Source organism: Neobacillus sp. GCM10027624 (assembly GCF_042675345.1).
Lineage (GTDB): Bacteria > Bacillota > Bacilli > Bacillales > Cytobacillaceae > Neobacillus > Neobacillus cucumis_D.
This window is the reverse complement of record NZ_JBHTHD010000002.1, coordinates 583,704-601,415: the sequence shown is the minus strand read 5'-3', so window position 1 is coordinate 601,415 and position 17,712 is coordinate 583,704. Positions and strand designations below refer to the sequence as shown.

The 17,712-nt window shown below is 38.1% G+C and carries 20 protein-coding genes and 1 pseudogene; 16 read left to right on the top strand and 5 right to left on the bottom strand.

Annotation, left to right across the window (positions count from 1 at the left end; genetic code table 11):
• Positions 1-7: 7 nt before the first annotated feature.
• The gene (locus ACFQZ9_RS02945) at positions 8-328 is read right to left on the bottom strand and encodes a hypothetical protein (protein WP_498942247.1); all 321 of its coding nucleotides are present in this window, start codon (positions 326-328) and stop codon (positions 8-10) included.
• A gap of 306 nt (positions 329-634) precedes the next feature.
• On the opposite strand from ACFQZ9_RS02945, the gene ACFQZ9_RS02940 reads away from it, so the two are divergent.
• From ACFQZ9_RS02940 to ACFQZ9_RS02910, 7 genes are all read left to right on the top strand, one after another.
• Positions 635-766, top strand: coding sequence for a hypothetical protein (locus ACFQZ9_RS02940; protein ID WP_498942246.1), 132 nt, complete (start codon positions 635-637; stop codon positions 764-766).
• A complete protein-coding gene (locus ACFQZ9_RS02935; RefSeq protein ID WP_498942245.1) occupies positions 739-1,236 on the top strand; it encodes an MFS transporter in 498 nt (165 codons plus the stop codon). Before ACFQZ9_RS02940 ends, ACFQZ9_RS02935 begins: the two co-directional genes overlap by 28 nt.
• Before the next feature lie 863 nt (positions 1,237-2,099).
• Entirely contained in the window at positions 2,100-2,579 is a 480-nt protein-coding gene (uraD, locus tag ACFQZ9_RS02930; RefSeq protein ID WP_498942244.1) for a 2-oxo-4-hydroxy-4-carboxy-5-ureidoimidazoline decarboxylase, read from the top strand.
• Positions 2,580-3,533: a factor-independent urate hydroxylase gene (pucL, locus tag ACFQZ9_RS02925; protein ID WP_498942243.1), complete on the top strand. Its 954-nt coding sequence runs from the start codon at positions 2,580-2,582 to the stop codon at positions 3,531-3,533. It begins immediately after the preceding gene.
• A complete protein-coding gene (gene uraH, locus ACFQZ9_RS02920) occupies positions 3,530-3,889 on the top strand; it encodes a hydroxyisourate hydrolase (RefSeq protein WP_498942242.1) in 360 nt (119 codons plus the stop codon). The genes pucL and uraH overlap by 4 nt, the downstream gene beginning before the upstream one ends.
• Before the next feature lie 10 nt (positions 3,890-3,899).
• A complete protein-coding gene (allB, locus tag ACFQZ9_RS02915; RefSeq protein ID WP_498942241.1) occupies positions 3,900-5,261 on the top strand; it encodes an amidohydrolase family protein in 1,362 nt (453 codons plus the stop codon).
• A gap of 16 nt (positions 5,262-5,277) precedes the next feature.
• Positions 5,278-6,507, top strand: coding sequence for a Zn-dependent hydrolase (locus tag ACFQZ9_RS02910; RefSeq protein WP_498942240.1), 1,230 nt, complete (start codon positions 5,278-5,280; stop codon positions 6,505-6,507).
• A 653-nt stretch (positions 6,508-7,160) separates the two neighbouring features.
• Here ACFQZ9_RS02910 and ACFQZ9_RS02905 read toward each other — a convergent pair.
• Positions 7,161-8,384 (bottom strand): cytochrome P450 family protein, encoded by a 1,224-nt coding sequence (locus ACFQZ9_RS02905; RefSeq protein ID WP_498942239.1) that lies wholly within the window; start codon positions 8,382-8,384, stop codon positions 7,161-7,163.
• Between the two features lie 271 nt (positions 8,385-8,655).
• On the opposite strand from ACFQZ9_RS02905, the gene ACFQZ9_RS02900 reads away from it, so the two are divergent.
• Positions 8,656-9,048, top strand: a complete 393-nt coding sequence (locus ACFQZ9_RS02900; protein WP_498942238.1) for a J domain-containing protein — start codon at positions 8,656-8,658, stop codon at positions 9,046-9,048.
• Positions 9,049-9,581: 533 nt separating this feature from the next.
• Here ACFQZ9_RS02900 and ACFQZ9_RS02895 read toward each other — a convergent pair.
• A complete protein-coding gene (locus ACFQZ9_RS02895; RefSeq protein ID WP_498942237.1) occupies positions 9,582-9,902 on the bottom strand; it encodes a hypothetical protein in 321 nt (106 codons plus the stop codon).
• A gap of 772 nt (positions 9,903-10,674) precedes the next feature.
• On the opposite strand from ACFQZ9_RS02895, the gene ACFQZ9_RS02890 reads away from it, so the two are divergent.
• Positions 10,675-11,118: a hypothetical protein gene (locus ACFQZ9_RS02890; protein ID WP_498942236.1), complete on the top strand. Its 444-nt coding sequence runs from the start codon at positions 10,675-10,677 to the stop codon at positions 11,116-11,118.
• A 40-nt stretch (positions 11,119-11,158) separates the two neighbouring features.
• Positions 11,159-11,329, top strand: a pseudogene (locus ACFQZ9_RS02885) (family 1 glycosylhydrolase); the annotation flags it as partial.
• A 538-nt stretch (positions 11,330-11,867) separates the two neighbouring features.
• Here ACFQZ9_RS02885 and ACFQZ9_RS02880 read toward each other — a convergent pair.
• Complete coding sequence (locus tag ACFQZ9_RS02880) at positions 11,868-12,290, bottom strand: organic hydroperoxide resistance protein (protein WP_498942235.1); 423 nt, start codon at positions 12,288-12,290, stop codon at positions 11,868-11,870.
• Positions 12,291-12,469: 179 nt separating this feature from the next.
• On the opposite strand from ACFQZ9_RS02880, the gene ACFQZ9_RS02875 reads away from it, so the two are divergent.
• Positions 12,470-12,907 (top strand): MarR family winged helix-turn-helix transcriptional regulator, encoded by a 438-nt coding sequence (locus ACFQZ9_RS02875; protein ID WP_498942234.1) that lies wholly within the window; start codon positions 12,470-12,472, stop codon positions 12,905-12,907.
• A gap of 80 nt (positions 12,908-12,987) precedes the next feature.
• Here ACFQZ9_RS02875 and ACFQZ9_RS02870 read toward each other — a convergent pair whose 3' ends face one another.
• Positions 12,988-13,650: a TetR/AcrR family transcriptional regulator gene (locus tag ACFQZ9_RS02870; protein ID WP_498942233.1), complete on the bottom strand. Its 663-nt coding sequence runs from the start codon at positions 13,648-13,650 to the stop codon at positions 12,988-12,990.
• 206 nt (positions 13,651-13,856) lie between these two features.
• Here ACFQZ9_RS02870 and ACFQZ9_RS02865 point away from each other — a divergent pair, with 206 nt between their 5' ends.
• The 5 genes from ACFQZ9_RS02865 to ACFQZ9_RS02845 all read left to right on the top strand — a co-directional run bounded on the left by ACFQZ9_RS02865 (position 13,857) and on the right by ACFQZ9_RS02845 (position 17,595).
• Entirely contained in the window at positions 13,857-14,495 is a 639-nt protein-coding gene (locus ACFQZ9_RS02865) for a nitroreductase family protein (protein WP_498942591.1), read from the top strand.
• A 31-nt stretch (positions 14,496-14,526) separates the two neighbouring features.
• Positions 14,527-14,823, top strand: coding sequence for a putative quinol monooxygenase (locus ACFQZ9_RS02860; protein WP_498942232.1), 297 nt, complete (start codon positions 14,527-14,529; stop codon positions 14,821-14,823).
• 423 nt (positions 14,824-15,246) lie between these two features.
• Complete coding sequence (locus ACFQZ9_RS02855; RefSeq protein WP_498942231.1) at positions 15,247-16,467, top strand: metallophosphoesterase family protein; 1,221 nt, start codon at positions 15,247-15,249, stop codon at positions 16,465-16,467.
• A 60-nt stretch (positions 16,468-16,527) separates the two neighbouring features.
• Positions 16,528-16,734 carry a twin-arginine translocase TatA/TatE family subunit gene (tatAD, locus tag ACFQZ9_RS02850; protein ID WP_498942230.1) on the top strand — a complete coding sequence of 69 codons (207 nt, stop codon included), beginning with the start codon at positions 16,528-16,530 and terminating at the stop codon, positions 16,732-16,734.
• Between the two features lie 213 nt (positions 16,735-16,947).
• A complete protein-coding gene (locus ACFQZ9_RS02845) occupies positions 16,948-17,595 on the top strand; it encodes a TerC family protein (protein ID WP_498942229.1) in 648 nt (215 codons plus the stop codon).
• The last annotated feature ends 117 nt before the right edge of the window (positions 17,596-17,712 follow it).

Here is a 17,712-nt window from a genome sequence, read left to right as displayed (position 1 = left end):
ACAGAGCCTAAAATTTAAATTCTGTCCCATTTTCTATATAGATTGTGTTTTGTAATCCGGTTTGGTTTACCAAATATTCAAAAACATCTTTTGCTGTTGCTCTGATTATCTCGCTCAGACCTAAGTTGTCAAACGTGCGCGCATAGCAGCGGATAATCAACGTATCATTTTCCTTTAACAAATGATAATAGACGGTTTCCTTATGTGTTTTCGAAAAACAGTTGATAAATAGATATTCACCTGTTGGTTCGATTCCTTTTAACAAAAGTTCTTTTCGAACTATTCGTTTTAATTCCACGATTTGTATCTCTGATAAATTTATTCTCATACCAGCTCACCATCTTATTTATTGATCAGCATTCCACCTTTATTATTATACGAGAAAGCGAGACCACTAGTCACAAAAGATTGTGATAGCTGCGGCGGTCCCTTTTGTTTTTAGACTAGCTTGGCAGGTTAGTTGAATAACAAGGAAATTTAAACCATTATGTTGAATTTAGTAATAATATATATTTTGGGAGGATTTTCCTTTTTGAGAACAATGGTGTAATTTGATTTTGGGTGTTTTAGTCTTATTTGTAGTCATATTAATTTATGCAAAGGGGATTTAATTATTGTTCAACGGGTGCTTTCCTTGAAGAAAGGGCTGGCAACAGGTCAGCCTGTTTCTTATTCAGCTAACTGGGCCATTCCATTACTGATAGGAGGACTAGCTCTCATTATTGAACATTTTATGCTTTGTATGCGCAAGAAATTAACCTTGTAAAAGCCGCCAGTACGTTCTTTATTCTTTATGCGGGCTTAATGTTTGTATTCCGGCCATTTACAGGGGTATGGGCTGACCGTTACGGGGCAAACAAAATTGTATATCCTTGTATTATTTTATTTGCAATTGGGATGGTTATGCTCTCATTGCCTCAAACAGCAGTGATTATGATTTTGGCAGGTGCAATCATTGGAATTGGGTATGGCTCTGTTACACCAATACTTCAAACACAGGTTATTAGTTCTGTTGAACAACATCGTGTAGGAATCGCCAATTCGTTGTTTTTCAATTCAATGGATTTAGGAATGGCCATTGGTGCATTTGTGCTGGGAATTTTGGCGAAATCATTCGGATATAGCAGTGTTTTTATCGCTGGTATCATTCTAATTGTCGCAGGAGGATTAGCTTACTTCGCTTTAGCGGGCGGCAAGAAAAATCGGGATCGCCATGCTGTCGAAGAGTATAATTAAAGTAGCCGGCAGGTTTGTAGGGATTATAAGCCGAGGAGACATTGTCCATAATTTATCAAAATCAATATTTAGTTAAAGGGATTTCTTACTATTTTGACAGGCATCTCGAATGGCTTGGACCTCGGCGTGAGTAGTGGGATCATACCGAGGCCGTTACTTCATTCCGACCTGTCCCAATGAAACTTCCCGTCTTTCACAACAATCGCCCCCCAAAGGGTCCCCCGTGACTAGTAAGCACATTCTGAAGTGCGATCTCAATGGCTTTTTCCATAAAAGGAAAATCTGACATAACCACCACTTCTATCTTATATATTAAAGTAAACCTTTGATTCATACACTTCGCCAGGGGATAAAAGGGGGCAATCTTGAATTATTTATTAATATCACAACCCGGAAATGGAGTTCCTACACCTTTTACTTTCCTTAATTATTATATAAATGCCTCCTTATTTTTCACTTGTTGTCAGATTATCTGATCAATTATTTCTAAAATAACCGCGTTAAAATTCTTCACATATGACTCCTTATTGAAATCATTTTCAGGTCAGAGCACTAATCTATTCTTTTCTCAAGATTCTCAGCCTTTTGCAAATAATATGTAAGATTATATGACACTAATGTGGATGATCGATCGTCATTTGGCTATTATAGGAAAAAACTTTGAAAAGGTGAATGTCAGTCATGAGTAGGCTGGGGGCAGCCTTGTTTCATTCTCCAACTGTTTGAGAGCCTGAACAGTTGGAATTAGCCTAGAATTAAAGCGGCAATATGTAGGGGGTGAATGCTCGCTTTATTGCTAGCCCAAGCATAAAGAAAAGGAGATGAATGATATAGGAAGGTTAACATTACAGAAAGTTAATCAAATGAACAAAGAAGAGTTTGTTAACACCTTTGGCTGGATATTTGAACACTCCCCATGGGTGGCAGAGAAAGCTTGGGATCGTCTGCCTTTTCAATCCAGTAAGGAACTCTTTCAAGCCATGATCGCAGTGGTCCAAAATGCAGAGGACCCTTTGCAAGTAGCCCTGCTCCGTTCCCATCCCGATCTCGGAACCAAATTAAAAATGTCGGAGGTTTCTCAAAAAGAACAAGCAGGTGTCGGCTTAAATAAACTTTCTATGGGTGAATACGAGGAGTTTGTTTCGCTTAATCAAAGATATGTTAAGAAATTTGGGTTTCCTTTTATCATGGCGGTTAAGGGACAAAACAAAGATTCACTTCTTTCAGCGATGAAAGAACGGGTGGACAGTGACTATGAGGTTGAATGTATTACTGCAATAAATGAGGTTTATAAAATCGCCGGGTTCCGTCTAAACGATATCTTTGAAAAAGGAGATGCGTAAATGCAAAGGATCATGAGTTATGGAAAAGAAGCGGTTTGGGTTTATCGTACCTATGCAAAACCACTTACAACGGTTCGGTCCATCCCTGAATCAGCCTTTACGGGGCGCGAGAATATTCTTTTTGGAATGAATGTAAAGGTGGCAGTGGAGGGAGATGCGTTTCTTTCCTCCTTTACAGAAGGCGACAATACGGTAGTTGTCGCAACCGATTCGATGAAAAATTTTATTCTCAAGCATGCTGGGGATTATCAGGGGGCAACTCAAGAAGGATTTTTGGAATTTGTCGGTCGCCGCTTTCTTGAAAAGTATCCGCAAATGACTTGCGTCAAGATGTCCGGCGAGCAAATTCCCTTTGAAGAGCTTCCCGTTCCAACCAAGGATCGTTTCGAGCCAAGTCCTTTGGTGTTTCGTTATTCTTTAAATGAGCAGGCTTGTGCATCTGTTGAAATGAAACGAACGAAGGAGGGAATCACTACAACAGACCAAATAAGCAGTTTAAAATGGCTTAAACTTATAAAGGTGAGGGGAAGTTCTTTTTACGGATACGTGAAGGATGAATATACGACGCTGCCAGAATCCTATGACCGTCCGCTATTTATCTATTTAAATATTGATTGGCGTTATAACGATATGGAGGATGCCAAAGGAAATACACAGGAAGGATACGTGGCAGCCGAGCAGGTAAGAGATATTGCCTGTACCATTTTTCATGAAGACAACTCTCCTTCCATCCAAAATCTTATTTATCGGATCGGTAAAAGGATACTGCAGCGTTTCCCGCAATTAGTAGAGGTTCGCTTCGAGTCCAATAACAGGACATGGGAAACCGTTTTAGATGATATTCCAGCATCAGAACAAGGAAAAGTATTCACTGAGCCACGCCCGCCTTTTGGCTTTCAACAATTTTCACTGACACGCGATGACGTGGAGAATACTGGGGAGTCAGGAGAATGACAGGAAAGCTGACAACCCATGTTCTGGATTTGAGCATAGGAAGGCCAGCAAGCGGGGTTTTAGTGGAATTATGGCTGGTGGGGGAGGATCATCAGTTTGAGTTGTTACAGAATCGCTATACAAATGAAGATGGAAGAGTAAACCAGCCGCTCCTGGAGGGGGAGTCCATGAAAAAAGGAATCTATGAAATTCGGTTTCACATTGGGGAGTATTTCAGGAAGAGCGGAACCGTAATGGGGGACCCATCTTTCCTTGAGTGTGTTCCCGTCCGTTTTGGAATCTCCCAACCTGAGATTCATTACCATGTTCCCTTGTTAATCTCTCCTGGGGGCTATAGTACTTACCGAGGAAGTTAGGGTGAAAAGGATGGCAACGGAGTTATGGATAAAAAATGGCCTGGTTTTTACAGATGCTGGATTTCAGGAAATAAGCATAAAAATCAAAGATGAGCGAATTGACTTCCTAGTAAAAGATGAAGCTGAACCTTTGAAAGAAACAAATAAAAATGTTATTGATGCAAGCGGCTGTCTTGTTGTTCCCGGTTTTATAGATGCCCATGTCCATTTTAATGATCCGGGACGAACCGATTGGGAAGGAATGGAGACAGGCAGCCGTGCAGCCGCTATGGGCGGAACAACCACCATTTTTGATATGCCGCTCAATTGTTCCCCTTCTATTACCAACCTCCATAATTTACTAGAAAAAAAGAATTATTTAACCTCTCTATCATATGTTGATTATGCTCTTTGGGGAGGATTGACAGGCACAAATCTTGAAAGCCGGGCAGAATTGGAACAAATGAGTCATGGAATTATTGCATGGAAAGCGTTTATGAGTGAAAGCGGAATTAAGGATTTTACTTTGGTTTCACCGAAGGGTTTAAAACAAGCGATGCAAGTGGCAAAGGAACACAATAAAATTCTTGCCCTCCATGCGGAGTGGGAAGAGGAGATTGTGAGACTCACTACTTCTTTTAAGCAACGTCCTGGTGTTAATGAACGAAAAGCCTTTCTGATGAGCAGACCTATTTCGGTAGAAGAAAAGGCTGTAAATTATGCCTTAGACCTTGCCGCAAAATATGGAACAGCCATTCATTTTGTCCATATTAGTTCCGCAAAAGTAGTCGCTCAGATCGAACTGGCTAAAAAAAGTGGTGTAAACGTAACGCTAGAAACCTGCCCGCATTATCTAATTTTTGATGAAGATGATTTCTTGCAGCAAGGAGCTATCCTTAAATGTGCGCCGCCGCTAAGGGTTCGGGAAGAGGTCGAAGGATTATGGGAATGCCTTTCGAAGGGCATGATTGATACGATTGGATCCGATCATTCTCCCTGTCTTTATGCGATGAAAACAACAGACACCATCTGGAAATCTTGGGGCGGAATTCAAGGAGTACAATTTACATGGCTTGCAATGCTCGATGGGGCTTTAAAGAGAAAAATAAACTTAAAACATATTCTGCCTTTAGGGACCTCACGTGTAGCTGAACGATTTGGAATTGCGGATCGAAAAGGGAGGATTCGTCCGGGATTGGATGCTGATTTAGTGTTGATACGATTGGATGAAACGACCTTTGCGGATAAAAAATCCTTTGGTTTTCGGAATAAATTTTCCCCGTATGAGAATAGGGAATTTTTAGTCAAAATAAAAAAAACGATTTTACGGGGCAAGGTTATTTATGACGACCAAACAGGTATAACAGAAGAGAAAATTGGTCTGTGTCTCTAACCATGGGGGGAGTATCATGAGTCCATTTCCCAACAATCTTGTAGAAGCAATCGAGTGGCTAAGCTCGTATGGTACAGTTCCTGGTGGTGGTGTTACACGTACTCTTTACTCCAAACCTTGGAAGGAAGCCCAGCAGGCCCTAAAGGGATGGATGGAGGACTTGGGGCTGCAAACGTCTTATGATCCAATAGGAAACCTGTTTGGGCGTTTAGCGTCTGAAGATTCAATGGCCCCGACAATCCTGGTGGGATCTCATATCGATACTGTACTTTCAGGAGGAAAATATGATGGCGCTTATGGAATTTTAGCGGGTATCCTTGCGTTAAAGGATCTTAAAAAGCATCATGGCCACCCCAACGTAAATCTCGAGGTTGTTTCATTGTGTGAAGAGGAAGGGAGCCGTTTTCCTATCGCCTGCTGGGGTTCCGGCATGATGACAGGAATCTATTGCATTCAAGATATTAATGGTTTAAGAGATTCTGATGGAATCTGTTTTGAGCAGGCAATGAAAGAGGCTGGATTCGGGATTGTCGAGCAACCAGACGTGGTCCGTAGTGATATTTCTGCCTTTGTTGAATTACATATTGAACAAGGCCCCAGTCTGGAAAGACTTCAAAAATCCATCGGTATTGTTCAGTCAATTGTTGGTCAAAAAAGGTTTCGAATTACTGTAAAGGGAGAGCCCAATCATGTGGGTACAACCTTAATGAAGTGGAGAAAAGATTCACTGATGGGAGCCGTAACGATGATTCATGATTTATATGGCTTAACTAAAGAATACGACGAAGACCTTGTTACAACGGTTGGTCAGCTGTTTGTGGAACCAAATGTACCGAATGTGATACCAGGGCAAGTGGAATTTACGGTAGATGCAAGACACCCGGTGAATTCGGTTTTGAGTAATTTTTGCGAACGGTTTAAGCAGCAGTTTCTTGAAATTGCTCAAAAATTGGGTTTGGAGATTGGCATAGAAATTTGGCATAATGTTCAGCCGGTTCAAATGGATGCAAAGTTGCAAAAAATGGTTCAAACCATTTGTATGAATAGTAATATTTCTTATCATGTGATGAATAGCGGAGCGGGGCACGATTCCCAGTTATTCGCGCGAATGTGTCCGACCGCGTTAGTGTTTGTTCCAAGTCAGGGAGGAATTAGTCATTCTCCGTCTGAATATACTTCAAACCATGATTTAGAAACAGGACTATCTGTTCTGATCCAATTATTGCATGGGCTAGCTTACAAATAGCAAAGAGGAGGAGTTTTATCATGCAAGATAAGTCATTTCTAGTTCAGTGGATTGAGGGGCAAGAACCCTTTGAAAATGTACTTCATAAGCTCGATGAAGGACAAAAGTAAGGGATATTCCTTTGAAAATGTACTTCATAAGCTCGATGAAGGACAAAAGTAAGGGATATCCCTTTGAAAATGTCCTTCATAAGTTCAATGAAGGACAAAAGTAAGAGATATCCCTTTGAAAATGTACTTCATAAGCTCGATGAAGGTCAAAAGTAAGGGACATCCCTATGAAAATGGTCTTCATAAGCTCGATGAAGGTCAAAAGTAAGGGATATCCCTTTGAAGATGTACTTCATAAGCTCGATGAAGGACAAAAGTAAGGGATATCCCTTTGAAAATGTCCTTCATAAGCCTGATGAAGGACAAAACTTAGGGACCCCCTTTGAGAATGGTCTTCATACAGTAGTTCAAAGACCAAGTGTCATAACTTATCTTCGAGGCTTAAAGCTCGAACTTTTTTTCTTGTGGACAAGGATAGTCAGTCCATTTTGCAGCTTTTCGGCACACCGTTCATGGGACGATAAGTGGAAAAATAATTCACTTTCGAAGCGACCACACGCATCAGATCATCTCCATTATGAAAAAGATAGATCATTGTTGTTATCAATTTTGCAATCGAATGGGGAGGCTCTTAAGGGATTGGCCGCCCCCTGGCGAAGCGATCAAATGTTCAGTTACTTTGAACTCCTCCACTGGTGTAATATCGGCAAACCGTTGCACAAACGTTGTTAAAGCAATGTTTGCTTCCATGCGAGCGAGCGGTGCACCTAAACAGAAATGCGGACCTGCTCCAAAAGTCAAATGTTTTTGATAGCCCTGACGATGGATATTAAACTCTTGCGCATGGACAAATTGAGATTCATCTCGGTTCGCGGCACCAATCCACGCTAATATTGCCTGCCCTTTTTTCATCTCATGTCCAAAGATGCTCGTATCTTGGGCAACCTGTCGATCCATGCAAACAGGGAAACGGAAGCGTAACACTTCCTCAACGTGCTTGGGAACCAATGACAAATCAGCTCGAAGCTCCTGATAGATGCCAGGTTGGTCATACAACATGCAGTAAAACATAAGGGAAAGAAGTGTAGTGGTTGTTTCATTCCCCGCGCCCAACAGTCCTATACTAGACATAACGACTTCTGCATCCGTTAATCGTTCACCATCCAGTTCTGCTTTGGTCAAGTCGGAAATGATGTCATTCAAAGGATGCTTCCGTTTTTCTTGAACGATTGGGTACAAGTACTCGAAAAACTCCCTGCTAGCTTGTGCTTTTTGTTTTGTGATGTCATCAAAGGTTTCTTTATCATATGGGTAAAAGAGGGTATCAGACCAGGACTTAATTAGCTCCCGATCTTTGGAGGGGACACCGAGTAAATCCGCAATGACCGTAACCGGCAAGGGGATGGCCAGCTTCTCTACAATATCCACCTTCGTTTGACTTGCCATTTCCGTAATCAATTCATCAACAATGGCTTGGATCTTGGGCCTCCACTCTTCAAGGCTTCGAGGAGTAAAAGCATGGGCAATAAGGGCCCGTCGATTTCGGTGTTCCGGGGGATCACAATGATTAACGTTGCTACGGTTATCCTCGTTTCTAGGAACGGGAATAAAACTTCGTTCTTTTTTGTTGGAGAATAGCTTGTGATCAAAAAGCACACTTTTGACCTGATCATATAGAAAAACATTCCAGACATCTTGCTCGGCATCATAAAACACAGGGCTATTTTCTCTCATCTCTTTATACCAAGCAAAAGGTTCCCATTGCTCTTCCTTTGATTTGAGCTTCGATATTTCGTTCAAAAGGATAATTTGCTTCGTTGATTTCATTAAACATCCTCTCCTTATGTTTAAATAACACATCTCTCATTAACATATATTGCCAACATGGTTAATTTAACATATTGGAGATGATGCAGTAAATCATTTTTAAGAAAATTTTGACAAAGGTGATCGTGCTTTTTTTATATGTGACCTATGAAATGGAAAATGCATATTAGGATGTACTTAAAACGAATATTTTATAAAGAACCAGAATACTATTTTGAAAGAAATAAAACGTAAAAGTGGGAGCTATATGACCAAAAGAGGGTGAAAATACATGGGATCCAATGGAAATTACTATCTTATTTTAGACGTACCCTATGATGCAACTTTTAATGAAATTAAAGAAGCTTATCGAAAAAAAGTAAAAGAAGTACATCCAGATACGGAAAAAGGGAATGAAGAACAGTTTAAAAGAGTTAAAGAAGCCTATGAAACTCTCAAAAATGTTGGAAAAAGAAAGCGGTATGACGACCTCCTTTTCAAAAAAGCACGTACTGTCACAGGTAATCTGAAACAGGAAGCTTCCGCTAAAACAAATTCTTACATAACTATAATAAAAATACAAAGTAAAAAACGCAAACAGGTTAGCTTTTCTCCTGTAATCATAAATGCAGCTCTTATTTTAATTGGAGTTTTGGGAAATACCTATTTTAATAGAAAGAAATAATAAAACGAATCAATGAACAATGGTCCAAAAGCAGCTGGGCCCACATTACTAGGGTATGTATTCGAAATTACACTTCTTGTTATTTTCCTCGTATTAAGCTCTCTTAGTTTAATACAATTTTCTCCCGTATACTCGGTAACCAGTTCAAGTGAAATGAATAAATAAAAGAGCATTAAGTATGCGTGCCTTGTATTGAGGCATGCTATTTTATGTTTCAAATTGTGTTGATAAGTGAAAAGTTTCTCAAAGCAACGACTCACCGTTTCAAATCAACAAACTTCCTCTCAGTTTATGCCTATGAGTAACAATTTAATTTCCATCGGCAGAGTTTGCCATGACTAAAAGGATCTAGCTAAGGAGTACTAACACAGCACCAAGTGTAATAAAAACAATATGCAATTTACATTTATCCAAATAGATTAAGAGATTAGCTATTAGGAAGCCGAAAACTGATGCAACAACATAAAACCACCATAAGGTTTCAGCACCCTCTTTAATTAACAAAACCATATACTGAATCGTAAAGCCCAAACTCATAAAAAAATAGGAACACTATAGAAGCAGGATGCTATGAATTCCCTATTGTGCCTTTTTACCAATAATATAAATAAAACAATGACACTGGTAATTCCTATGACCCAATATATCAACGCCAAACCATATACTGCGTTCGCATAGCTCTCCTTTAAGGGGAGTTCCACGACTTCATCAAAAGTTTCCCCATCTAAATGATCCACCATCATATACCAGCCTAAAAACAATACGACGATAAAAGAGCCGAATAGCTTTAGTGCTGTACCGAACGTACTCGGTTCTTTCTTCCTTGCTTTCCTTTTTTGTTTCTTTTTACTCAATCGTTACAACAACTTTTTTCTGAATTTCTTTTAACAAAAGATAACATAAAAAACAAGACCAAAATAAGGGGATTACTTACTATTTTCCTATCACAATGGCTCTCGTAAAGTTTCATTTTGATTTTTTAATATTTAAAATGGACCTCCAATATATGGATGGTCCGCTAGATGTTTATATAGTTTCTTCTTCACTAAAGCCTCCTTATGGGGGAGTATGTATAAAGAGGCTAGTATCTTATGCAATCAAGGTAGCAAGTGCAAATGAATTGAACCTTTAACGATGAGCCGTACTAGTAACAAATCCATTGTTCGAGAGGTCAGTCCGCAGGTGGAGTAAAACGTTAGCTCACTGGGGGACTGACCCAATTTTTCAGGTCTTTAATATGAATGTTTTAGGATAAATCGGGGTGAACCGTATCATAAGTAAATGAGGTTTATATAATATTGTTTCTATTTTGACTGTACATATGTTAAACAGTGCCTGCCACCACCCAAATTTTGTCGATTTTTTCGACATTATTCGAGGAGTGACAGGCACTGTTCATTATTAAAAAGTTAGAATCAATATTGTTAAATATCCAGACCAAAAAATCCTCTAAGTCTGGTGAAAAAACGATTCCACCTTTCTCATTTTTAAGTTCTTCTTTATAGTTTTTTTGTTGTGCCAACGAATTATTTTTAGATTAAATACTAAATGATGGACAAATTAACATGTCCCCTTAAGGATTACCCGAATAAACTATTATAGTCCGATTGAAAGGAAGTGAAATCGATGAGCAACAAAACTAACCAACCTAATTTCTCTGCCACGTTAAGACAGGAGTTTTCTTTTTATTCGAACGATGAAACTCTCAACATGATTTTAAGAGATATCGCAGCTCAAGGAGTAACGATCATTGCCTTTACAATAAATAAGTTGGATATGGGTAATGTTAACTTTGTCCGAATGGTTGTCGGTCCTCTCAGTTCGAATAGTTCCCGTGCTAACTCGGTAGCTCGGGACGCCCTTCGTTCTGCAGGCGTAAGATTCCATCAGGAGGAAGTCATCCAGATTATTGTAACACCTGCCCCAGGAATCTTAAGCCGTATTTTACACTCCTTATTCCATCACGTGGTAGTGTTCGCTGCATACAGTGGTGCGAATTCCATCATCCTGAATGTCTCCAATAACCAAACAGCTCTTAAATTATTAAAGCAAGACAACATTATTCGCTAAGACTGTAAGTGCCTAATTATGAGAACAATTAGGCATATTTTGGGGCCTTATTGATATTTTCAGCTGTTCGTCATCTGAAATATCCAAACGCTACAGCTTTATCTATGTTTATCAAGATGATTATGGAAATGGCAGCAAGAAACGAATATTAAAAGACAGCTACTATTGGTATAAAAAAGTCATTGAGATGAACGGGGAAGACTTAAGTTAGAAAAAAAGAAAATATGTTAGAAGAATTGGGATAACACGAATGTAGAGCAATAGAGAGTTTGAAATATAGAGACCCTAATAGGTCTCTTCTATTTTATATCTCCTTAACATTGCAAAATCGATTAGAAGGAATATACAATACTTGTTAACAATAACTTATTTTAGATTAGATGTATATTTTTCTTTTTATATATTCGCAATTTAAAGGTGAAAACCTAATTTAGAAATACTACGGTGAACCGTATCATAAGTAAATGAGGTTTTAAAAGTAGTTTTAATTCCTTAAGCAATAAGATGTCAAAAACAAAGAACTGTAGACATTTGTCTACAGTTCTTTTCAATTCATCCTATTTAAAATGAGATAAAGGCAAACCGGCTTCAAGGAAAGCAATTGCATTAACTACTGCGTCTATAATATCTACTTCCGATGTTGAAAACAGTAAAATTGTGTGGAAATAATCGCACCCATTAGAGCACCCATGAAAGTGAGAGTTTCCTGTCAGTAAATTCGTCTCCAAGATGTTTCTAACTGAGAAATTTTAGATTACATTCGTTATTAATTTAACATCCATATTCCCATTTGTTGCTTTAGAGTAAGGACAAACACTATGAGCGTTATCGACTAATCCCTCAGCCGCTGCTAATGAAACCCCTTTGATCGACACGTTTAAGACTGCGGCTAATTTAAAACCACCATCCTGGTCTTTTCCAAGTGAAACTTCCGCTGTAACTTTAGATTCAATTCGTTTTCTCGCTTGTCGCGCGACCAAATTTAGCGCACTATCGAAGCAGGCTGCATAGCCGGCAGCGAATAATTGCTCAGGATTCGTTGCATTTTCTTTTCCTTGACCGCCTAAAGATTTTGGCATTGAAAGTTCTAAATTTAATGTTCCATCACTGCTTGTTACTTTCCCTGCTCTGCCACCTTCTGCTGTAGCACTTGCGGTATATAAAAATTCCATAAAAAATCACCCCGTAATATAATTTTATAAAATTTAATTGTGCACAATTTATTTTATAAAATTATATTATCGATAAAGTATTCTGAAGTCAACAATTAAGTTGTGTAAAATTAAATTGTGATTTAAATAATTGTTTATTGTATTATAATGGTACTAATGAAAGATGAAAGGACAAGAAAATGGAAAATAATCAATTAAAACTCGAAAACCAAATATGTTTTAAGATTTATTCAGCCGAACGTGAAATCACTAAATTATACAGAAATTTATTAGAAGAGTTGGGTGTAACCTATCCTCAATATTTAGTATTATTGGTACTTTGGGAGGAAAAATCGTTGACGGTGAAAGAGCTTGGCCAAAAGTTATTTTTAGATTCGGGAACGTTATCACCTATGCTAAAGCGAATGGAAGGGAATAATCTTATTGAACGCCGAAGATCATTAGAGGATGAAAGAACGGTCATCATTTCATTAACGAAAAAAGGTGAAGAACTAAAAGAAAAAGCTCAATGTATTCCTTCAAAATTGCTAGAAAATCTGTCCTTAGACATGAAGGAATTAAAGAATTTAAATGAAACACTATCAACCATTTTAAACAGAATTCAACAGAAAATATAAAGCTCGTTTAAAAACGTATAGTTGCAAACAAAAAATTACTAAAGACTCTTACCATCGCGTAAGAGTCTTTTTTATAGTTTTTAGATGGCTACCAGCTTTTTGAGGATGTTTTCTACCATCGCATGAATATCTTCATTTTCCGTGTTTTGCAAGTACTCGGGCTTTAAGACCTGCGTTTTCTTCGCTACATAATAATCCAATAGAGCCTGTTTCAATGACAATTCTTCTTCCACTAAAAAAGCTGTATTAACCAATTTCCCTAGTACGGTTTCATCCTGAATAATTAAGATTGAGGGATTCAATTGATTAAAAACTTCTGCTTTCATGCCATTCCGATAAAAGGTACGAATCGCAGATAGTTGTTCTTTTCTTGAGTGCATCTTTTTTTCATAAAGATGCTTACAGCTTGTTTTTAAATCAGTCAAATAAATATCAGAAGCATAGACAGCTGAAAAAACAGCATGTTCAAACACTTTTTGGAAACGAAGTGGATAAGATAACTCTTCATTGGAAATGGTTTGACCAGCTTCATTTATATAATCAATACAGAGATTCGTCAGCTCCATAATAATGTCTTCCTTCGAAGAAAAATAGTTATACAAGGAAGCCCGGCTTAAATTCATTGTTTTTGCGATATCTTGAATGGTAAGGGAAAGGAATCCTTGAGTCCGAACGACATGGATTAACTTTTTTACATAGGCTTTTCTCATCATCTGTCTTTCATCAGGTGCAATTTTTCTCAAACTACCACTCCCTTATCAGGAAATTATATCATAATCCAATGGTGTTCATTCAAATTCGATATTCCAATTCTTTTCAGTTTACAACGAAAAGAAAGTGGAGTAAGGTAATAACAGTTATTATTTTAGACATTTTATAATATTTTTGTCTAAAGTGATTAAAATTATAATACTCATAACGAAAAGAGGAAAATATAACAATGACTACTATGACTACAACACAAGTAACAAATGATTTTAATAAAATTGTGGCAGAACGCCGGTCCATTAAAAATTATGATAAATCCGTAAAAATCAGCCATGAAGAAATGGCTGAAATTCTTACATTAGCAACACGTGCTCCTTCTTCTGTTAATATGCAGCCATGGCGTTTTCTTGTGATTGAAAGTCCTGAGGCAAAAGCAACACTTGCCCCGCTGGCACGTTTTAATCAAACTCAAGTTGAAACATCATCTGCCGTTATTGCCGTATTTGGTGATTTGAATAATTTTGAGAAATTTGAAGAAATCTACGGTGCAGCTGTAGAGAAGGGATTTATGCCTTTAGAAGTAAAAGAAAGAATTCACGCTTCCTTTTCAGGCTATTTTGAAACGATTTCACGTGAAGCTATGGAAGATATTGTTTTAGTGGATGGCGGACTTGTATCCATGCAATTCATGCTTGCTGCCCGCGCTTATGGATACGATACAAATCCTATCGGCGGATTTGAAAAAGACAAAATTGCAGAAGCATTTGGATTGGATAAAGAACGTTATGTTCCGGTTATGCTAATCTCTATTGGTAAAGCAGCAGATAACGGACACCCATCAGTTCGTCTGCCTATTGGTCAAGTCGCGCAATGGAAGTAAGGAAATGTAAAAAAGAAGGGATTGACGTTCGTTGATTATTATTCATGCAACATTCCATATAAATCCAGCGAAACAGGATTTGTTTCTAGAGGAAATTCAGCCGTTAATTGCTGCCTCAAGAGAAGAAAACGGAAATATTTCATATCGTCTTCAAAAAGATACAGAAAACGAAAATGTATTTACGATGGTGGAGATTTGGCAGGATATGCAAGCTGTTGCCAATCATAACTCAAGCGAGCACTTTACCAAGTTCGTAGCAAATGCAAAAGACTTTTTGACTGCACCATTAGAGGTTAAAGCATTTGAGGGGCAGCCACTTAAATTATAGATTCCGGCAACTTAAATTTTTCAAAAACCAAACAAGCCTACTCAAGAACAATAATTCTTGAATAGGCTTTTCTTTTAAGCTGCAAATAAATAAAAAATTAAATTTTTACAATCCTCTTACAATACACTCTTTCCTCACTACCGCTTTTTTCTCATTGTTCCACCCATAAAACAAGAATGAAATTAATGTTATAAGTCAAATGATCTAAAAATTTGCTCGTATATGCATAAAATCTATCTTACATATAATTAAAATGGGTAAAAATTCCTGATTAGAAAAATATCGGGAAAATTTACGTTGCTATAAAACTGAATTTACAATCGTTTGATAAAGTGTGACATGTACAAAAAATTTAATGCTTTCCAGTTCAACTGGCATAATTTAAACAACTATAATCTATTAAATGAATAGGGGCGGATTCCAATGAATGTACAAAATGAAAACAAGGTTTTAAACAGGAGGGACTTCATAAAAATTGGAGGAATGAGTACAGTTGCCTTAACAATCGCTTCTGCTGGATTGCCAGGTGTCAATCTATTAAGTACTACCATCGCTCACGCTGAAACAAATGATAATGCTAAACTGCAATTCAATCCAAATGGAAAGTTTAAGATCGTGCAGTTTAACGATACACAGGATGATGAGCAGATTGATCGCCGTACAATCGAATTAATGGAAAAAGTGCTTGATAGTGAGAAACCAGATTTTGTAGTGCTAAATGGTGACATTATTACCGGTGGCTGCAATTCGGAGCTTGAGATGAGACAAGCTATGAACAATGTGGCTCAGCCAATGGAACAGAGGGGTATCAAGTGGGCTGTTACTTTTGGCAATCATGATGAAGATTCAACACCAAAAGGCGGACTTGATGAAGAAGCCATGCTTAAATTTTATATGGCATATAAATACAATGTGAATCAGCCGGGTGTAAATGACATAAACGGAACGGGGAACATGAACCTGCTAATTAGGGATTCCGCAGGAAAAAAAGGGGCATTCAATCTTTGGCTGCTAGATAGCGGCAGGTATGCTCCTAAAACGATTGCGGGGCAGGATTTTAGTGGATATCCTACTTGGGATTGGATTCGTTCCAATCAGGTCAACTGGTATTTTGAGACTTCCAAAAAGTTGGAGAAGCAGTTTGGTTACAAAGTACCCTCTCTCATGTTCATTCATATCCCTCTTTGGGAACATCGTTACATGTGGTTTGACAGTGTTGATAGCAGAACAGATATTGATCATGCCCGTGCTATAGAAAAGCATCAAATAGAAGGAGAAAGAAATGAAGAGGAGTGCCCGGGGCCGATTAATAGTGGGATGTTTTCGGCCATGCTTGACAGAGGAGATGTCAAAGGCGTGTTTTGCGGTCATGACCATGTAAATACATACATGGGGAATTATTTTGGAATATTGCTCGGTTATTCAGGCAGTACCGGATTTGGTGCTTACGGATTGCCGGGGGCTGAACGAAATCGACTGCGCGGTGCCCGTGTATTTAATTTGGATGAAAATAAAGCGGATGTATTAGTTGAAACACATATGGTTTTTGCAAAGGACTTTGGCATTGACCTTACAGCTAACGATCAAAGCACTGATCCGGAACCAATACCAGAAAATAAAAAACAAGAAAAAATAGTAAGATAGAAATGTGAGAGGTTGCCGTTAAGAAGTAGGTGCCGTTACTTAAAAAGGGGATGAATCTAAATGCTTTCCAATATTGGTATTCCAGGGTTAATTTTAGTACTAGTTATTGCTCTTATCATTTTTGGTCCTTCAAAATTGCCAGAAATCGGCCGGGCATTCGGGCGTACCTTAACAGAATTCAAAAGTGCCACAAAGGATTTAGTATCTGATGATAACAAAGAGGAAACGAAAAAACCTGCGCTTTCCGCTATTAAAAAAGAAAACTAATAGGAAGAGAGCAGACCGGGCTGCCCGTCAGCTCTCTTTTTTGTTTTATAAAAAATAGGATTTTTGATTCAGCATACTTGTTCCAAAGTGGTATTAGGAAAATATTTAGGAAAGAAACGAAGAATATCACAAATCGGGTCTTTTTTAAACCTCAAATTAATATAATGACTTAGTTAGCTTGTTCCAGAGGTGAGTAGTTTGGAGATCTTTGGTTTGTCTTTTGCGGTTCTTTTGGAGGTTATTTTAATCAATATTGTATTAAGTGGGGATAACGCAGTTGTAATCGCAATGGCATCACGTAATGTTCCAAAGAAACAACAAAAGAAAGCAATCTTTTGGGGAACATTTGGAGCAATTATTTTACGTTTAATCTTTGCAGTAGCAATTGTTTACCTACTTAAATTACCTTTCGTAACTTTTGTAGGCGGCCTTCTTCTCGTGTACATTGCTATAAAACTTCTAATGGGTGATGATCATGACTCTCATCGAGAAGGGGGTTCAAGTTTCATTTCCGCTGTAAAAACCATTATTGCGGCTGATGCCATTATGTCCCTTGATAATGTACTCGCTATTGCTGGTGCGGTTGAAGGAAATATAGCCGGTATCATGATTGGAGTTATTGTGAGCATTCCTCTCGTTGTTTTTGGCAGCCAGTTGATATTAAAGGCAATGGAAAAGTACCCCATCATTTCTTATGCTGGTGCTGGAATATTAGCTTGGACAGCAGGTGAAATGATGGTGGGAGAACCAAAATTCGAATATATTCTTCCACACGATTACCATTTATTGATTCCTACTGCTATTACAGTTCTTGTCATTGGTTTGGGATATTTAGCTAATAAGATAAGGCTCTTTTCTTAAACTTTGTTGCTCTTTGTTCTATAGTGAAGCTCTTTTTGGACAGCATTGATGGTGTTTATATGAAAACGGATTCATAAAAGATTTTATATAAATAATATGGGATTTTATGGAGGGTGA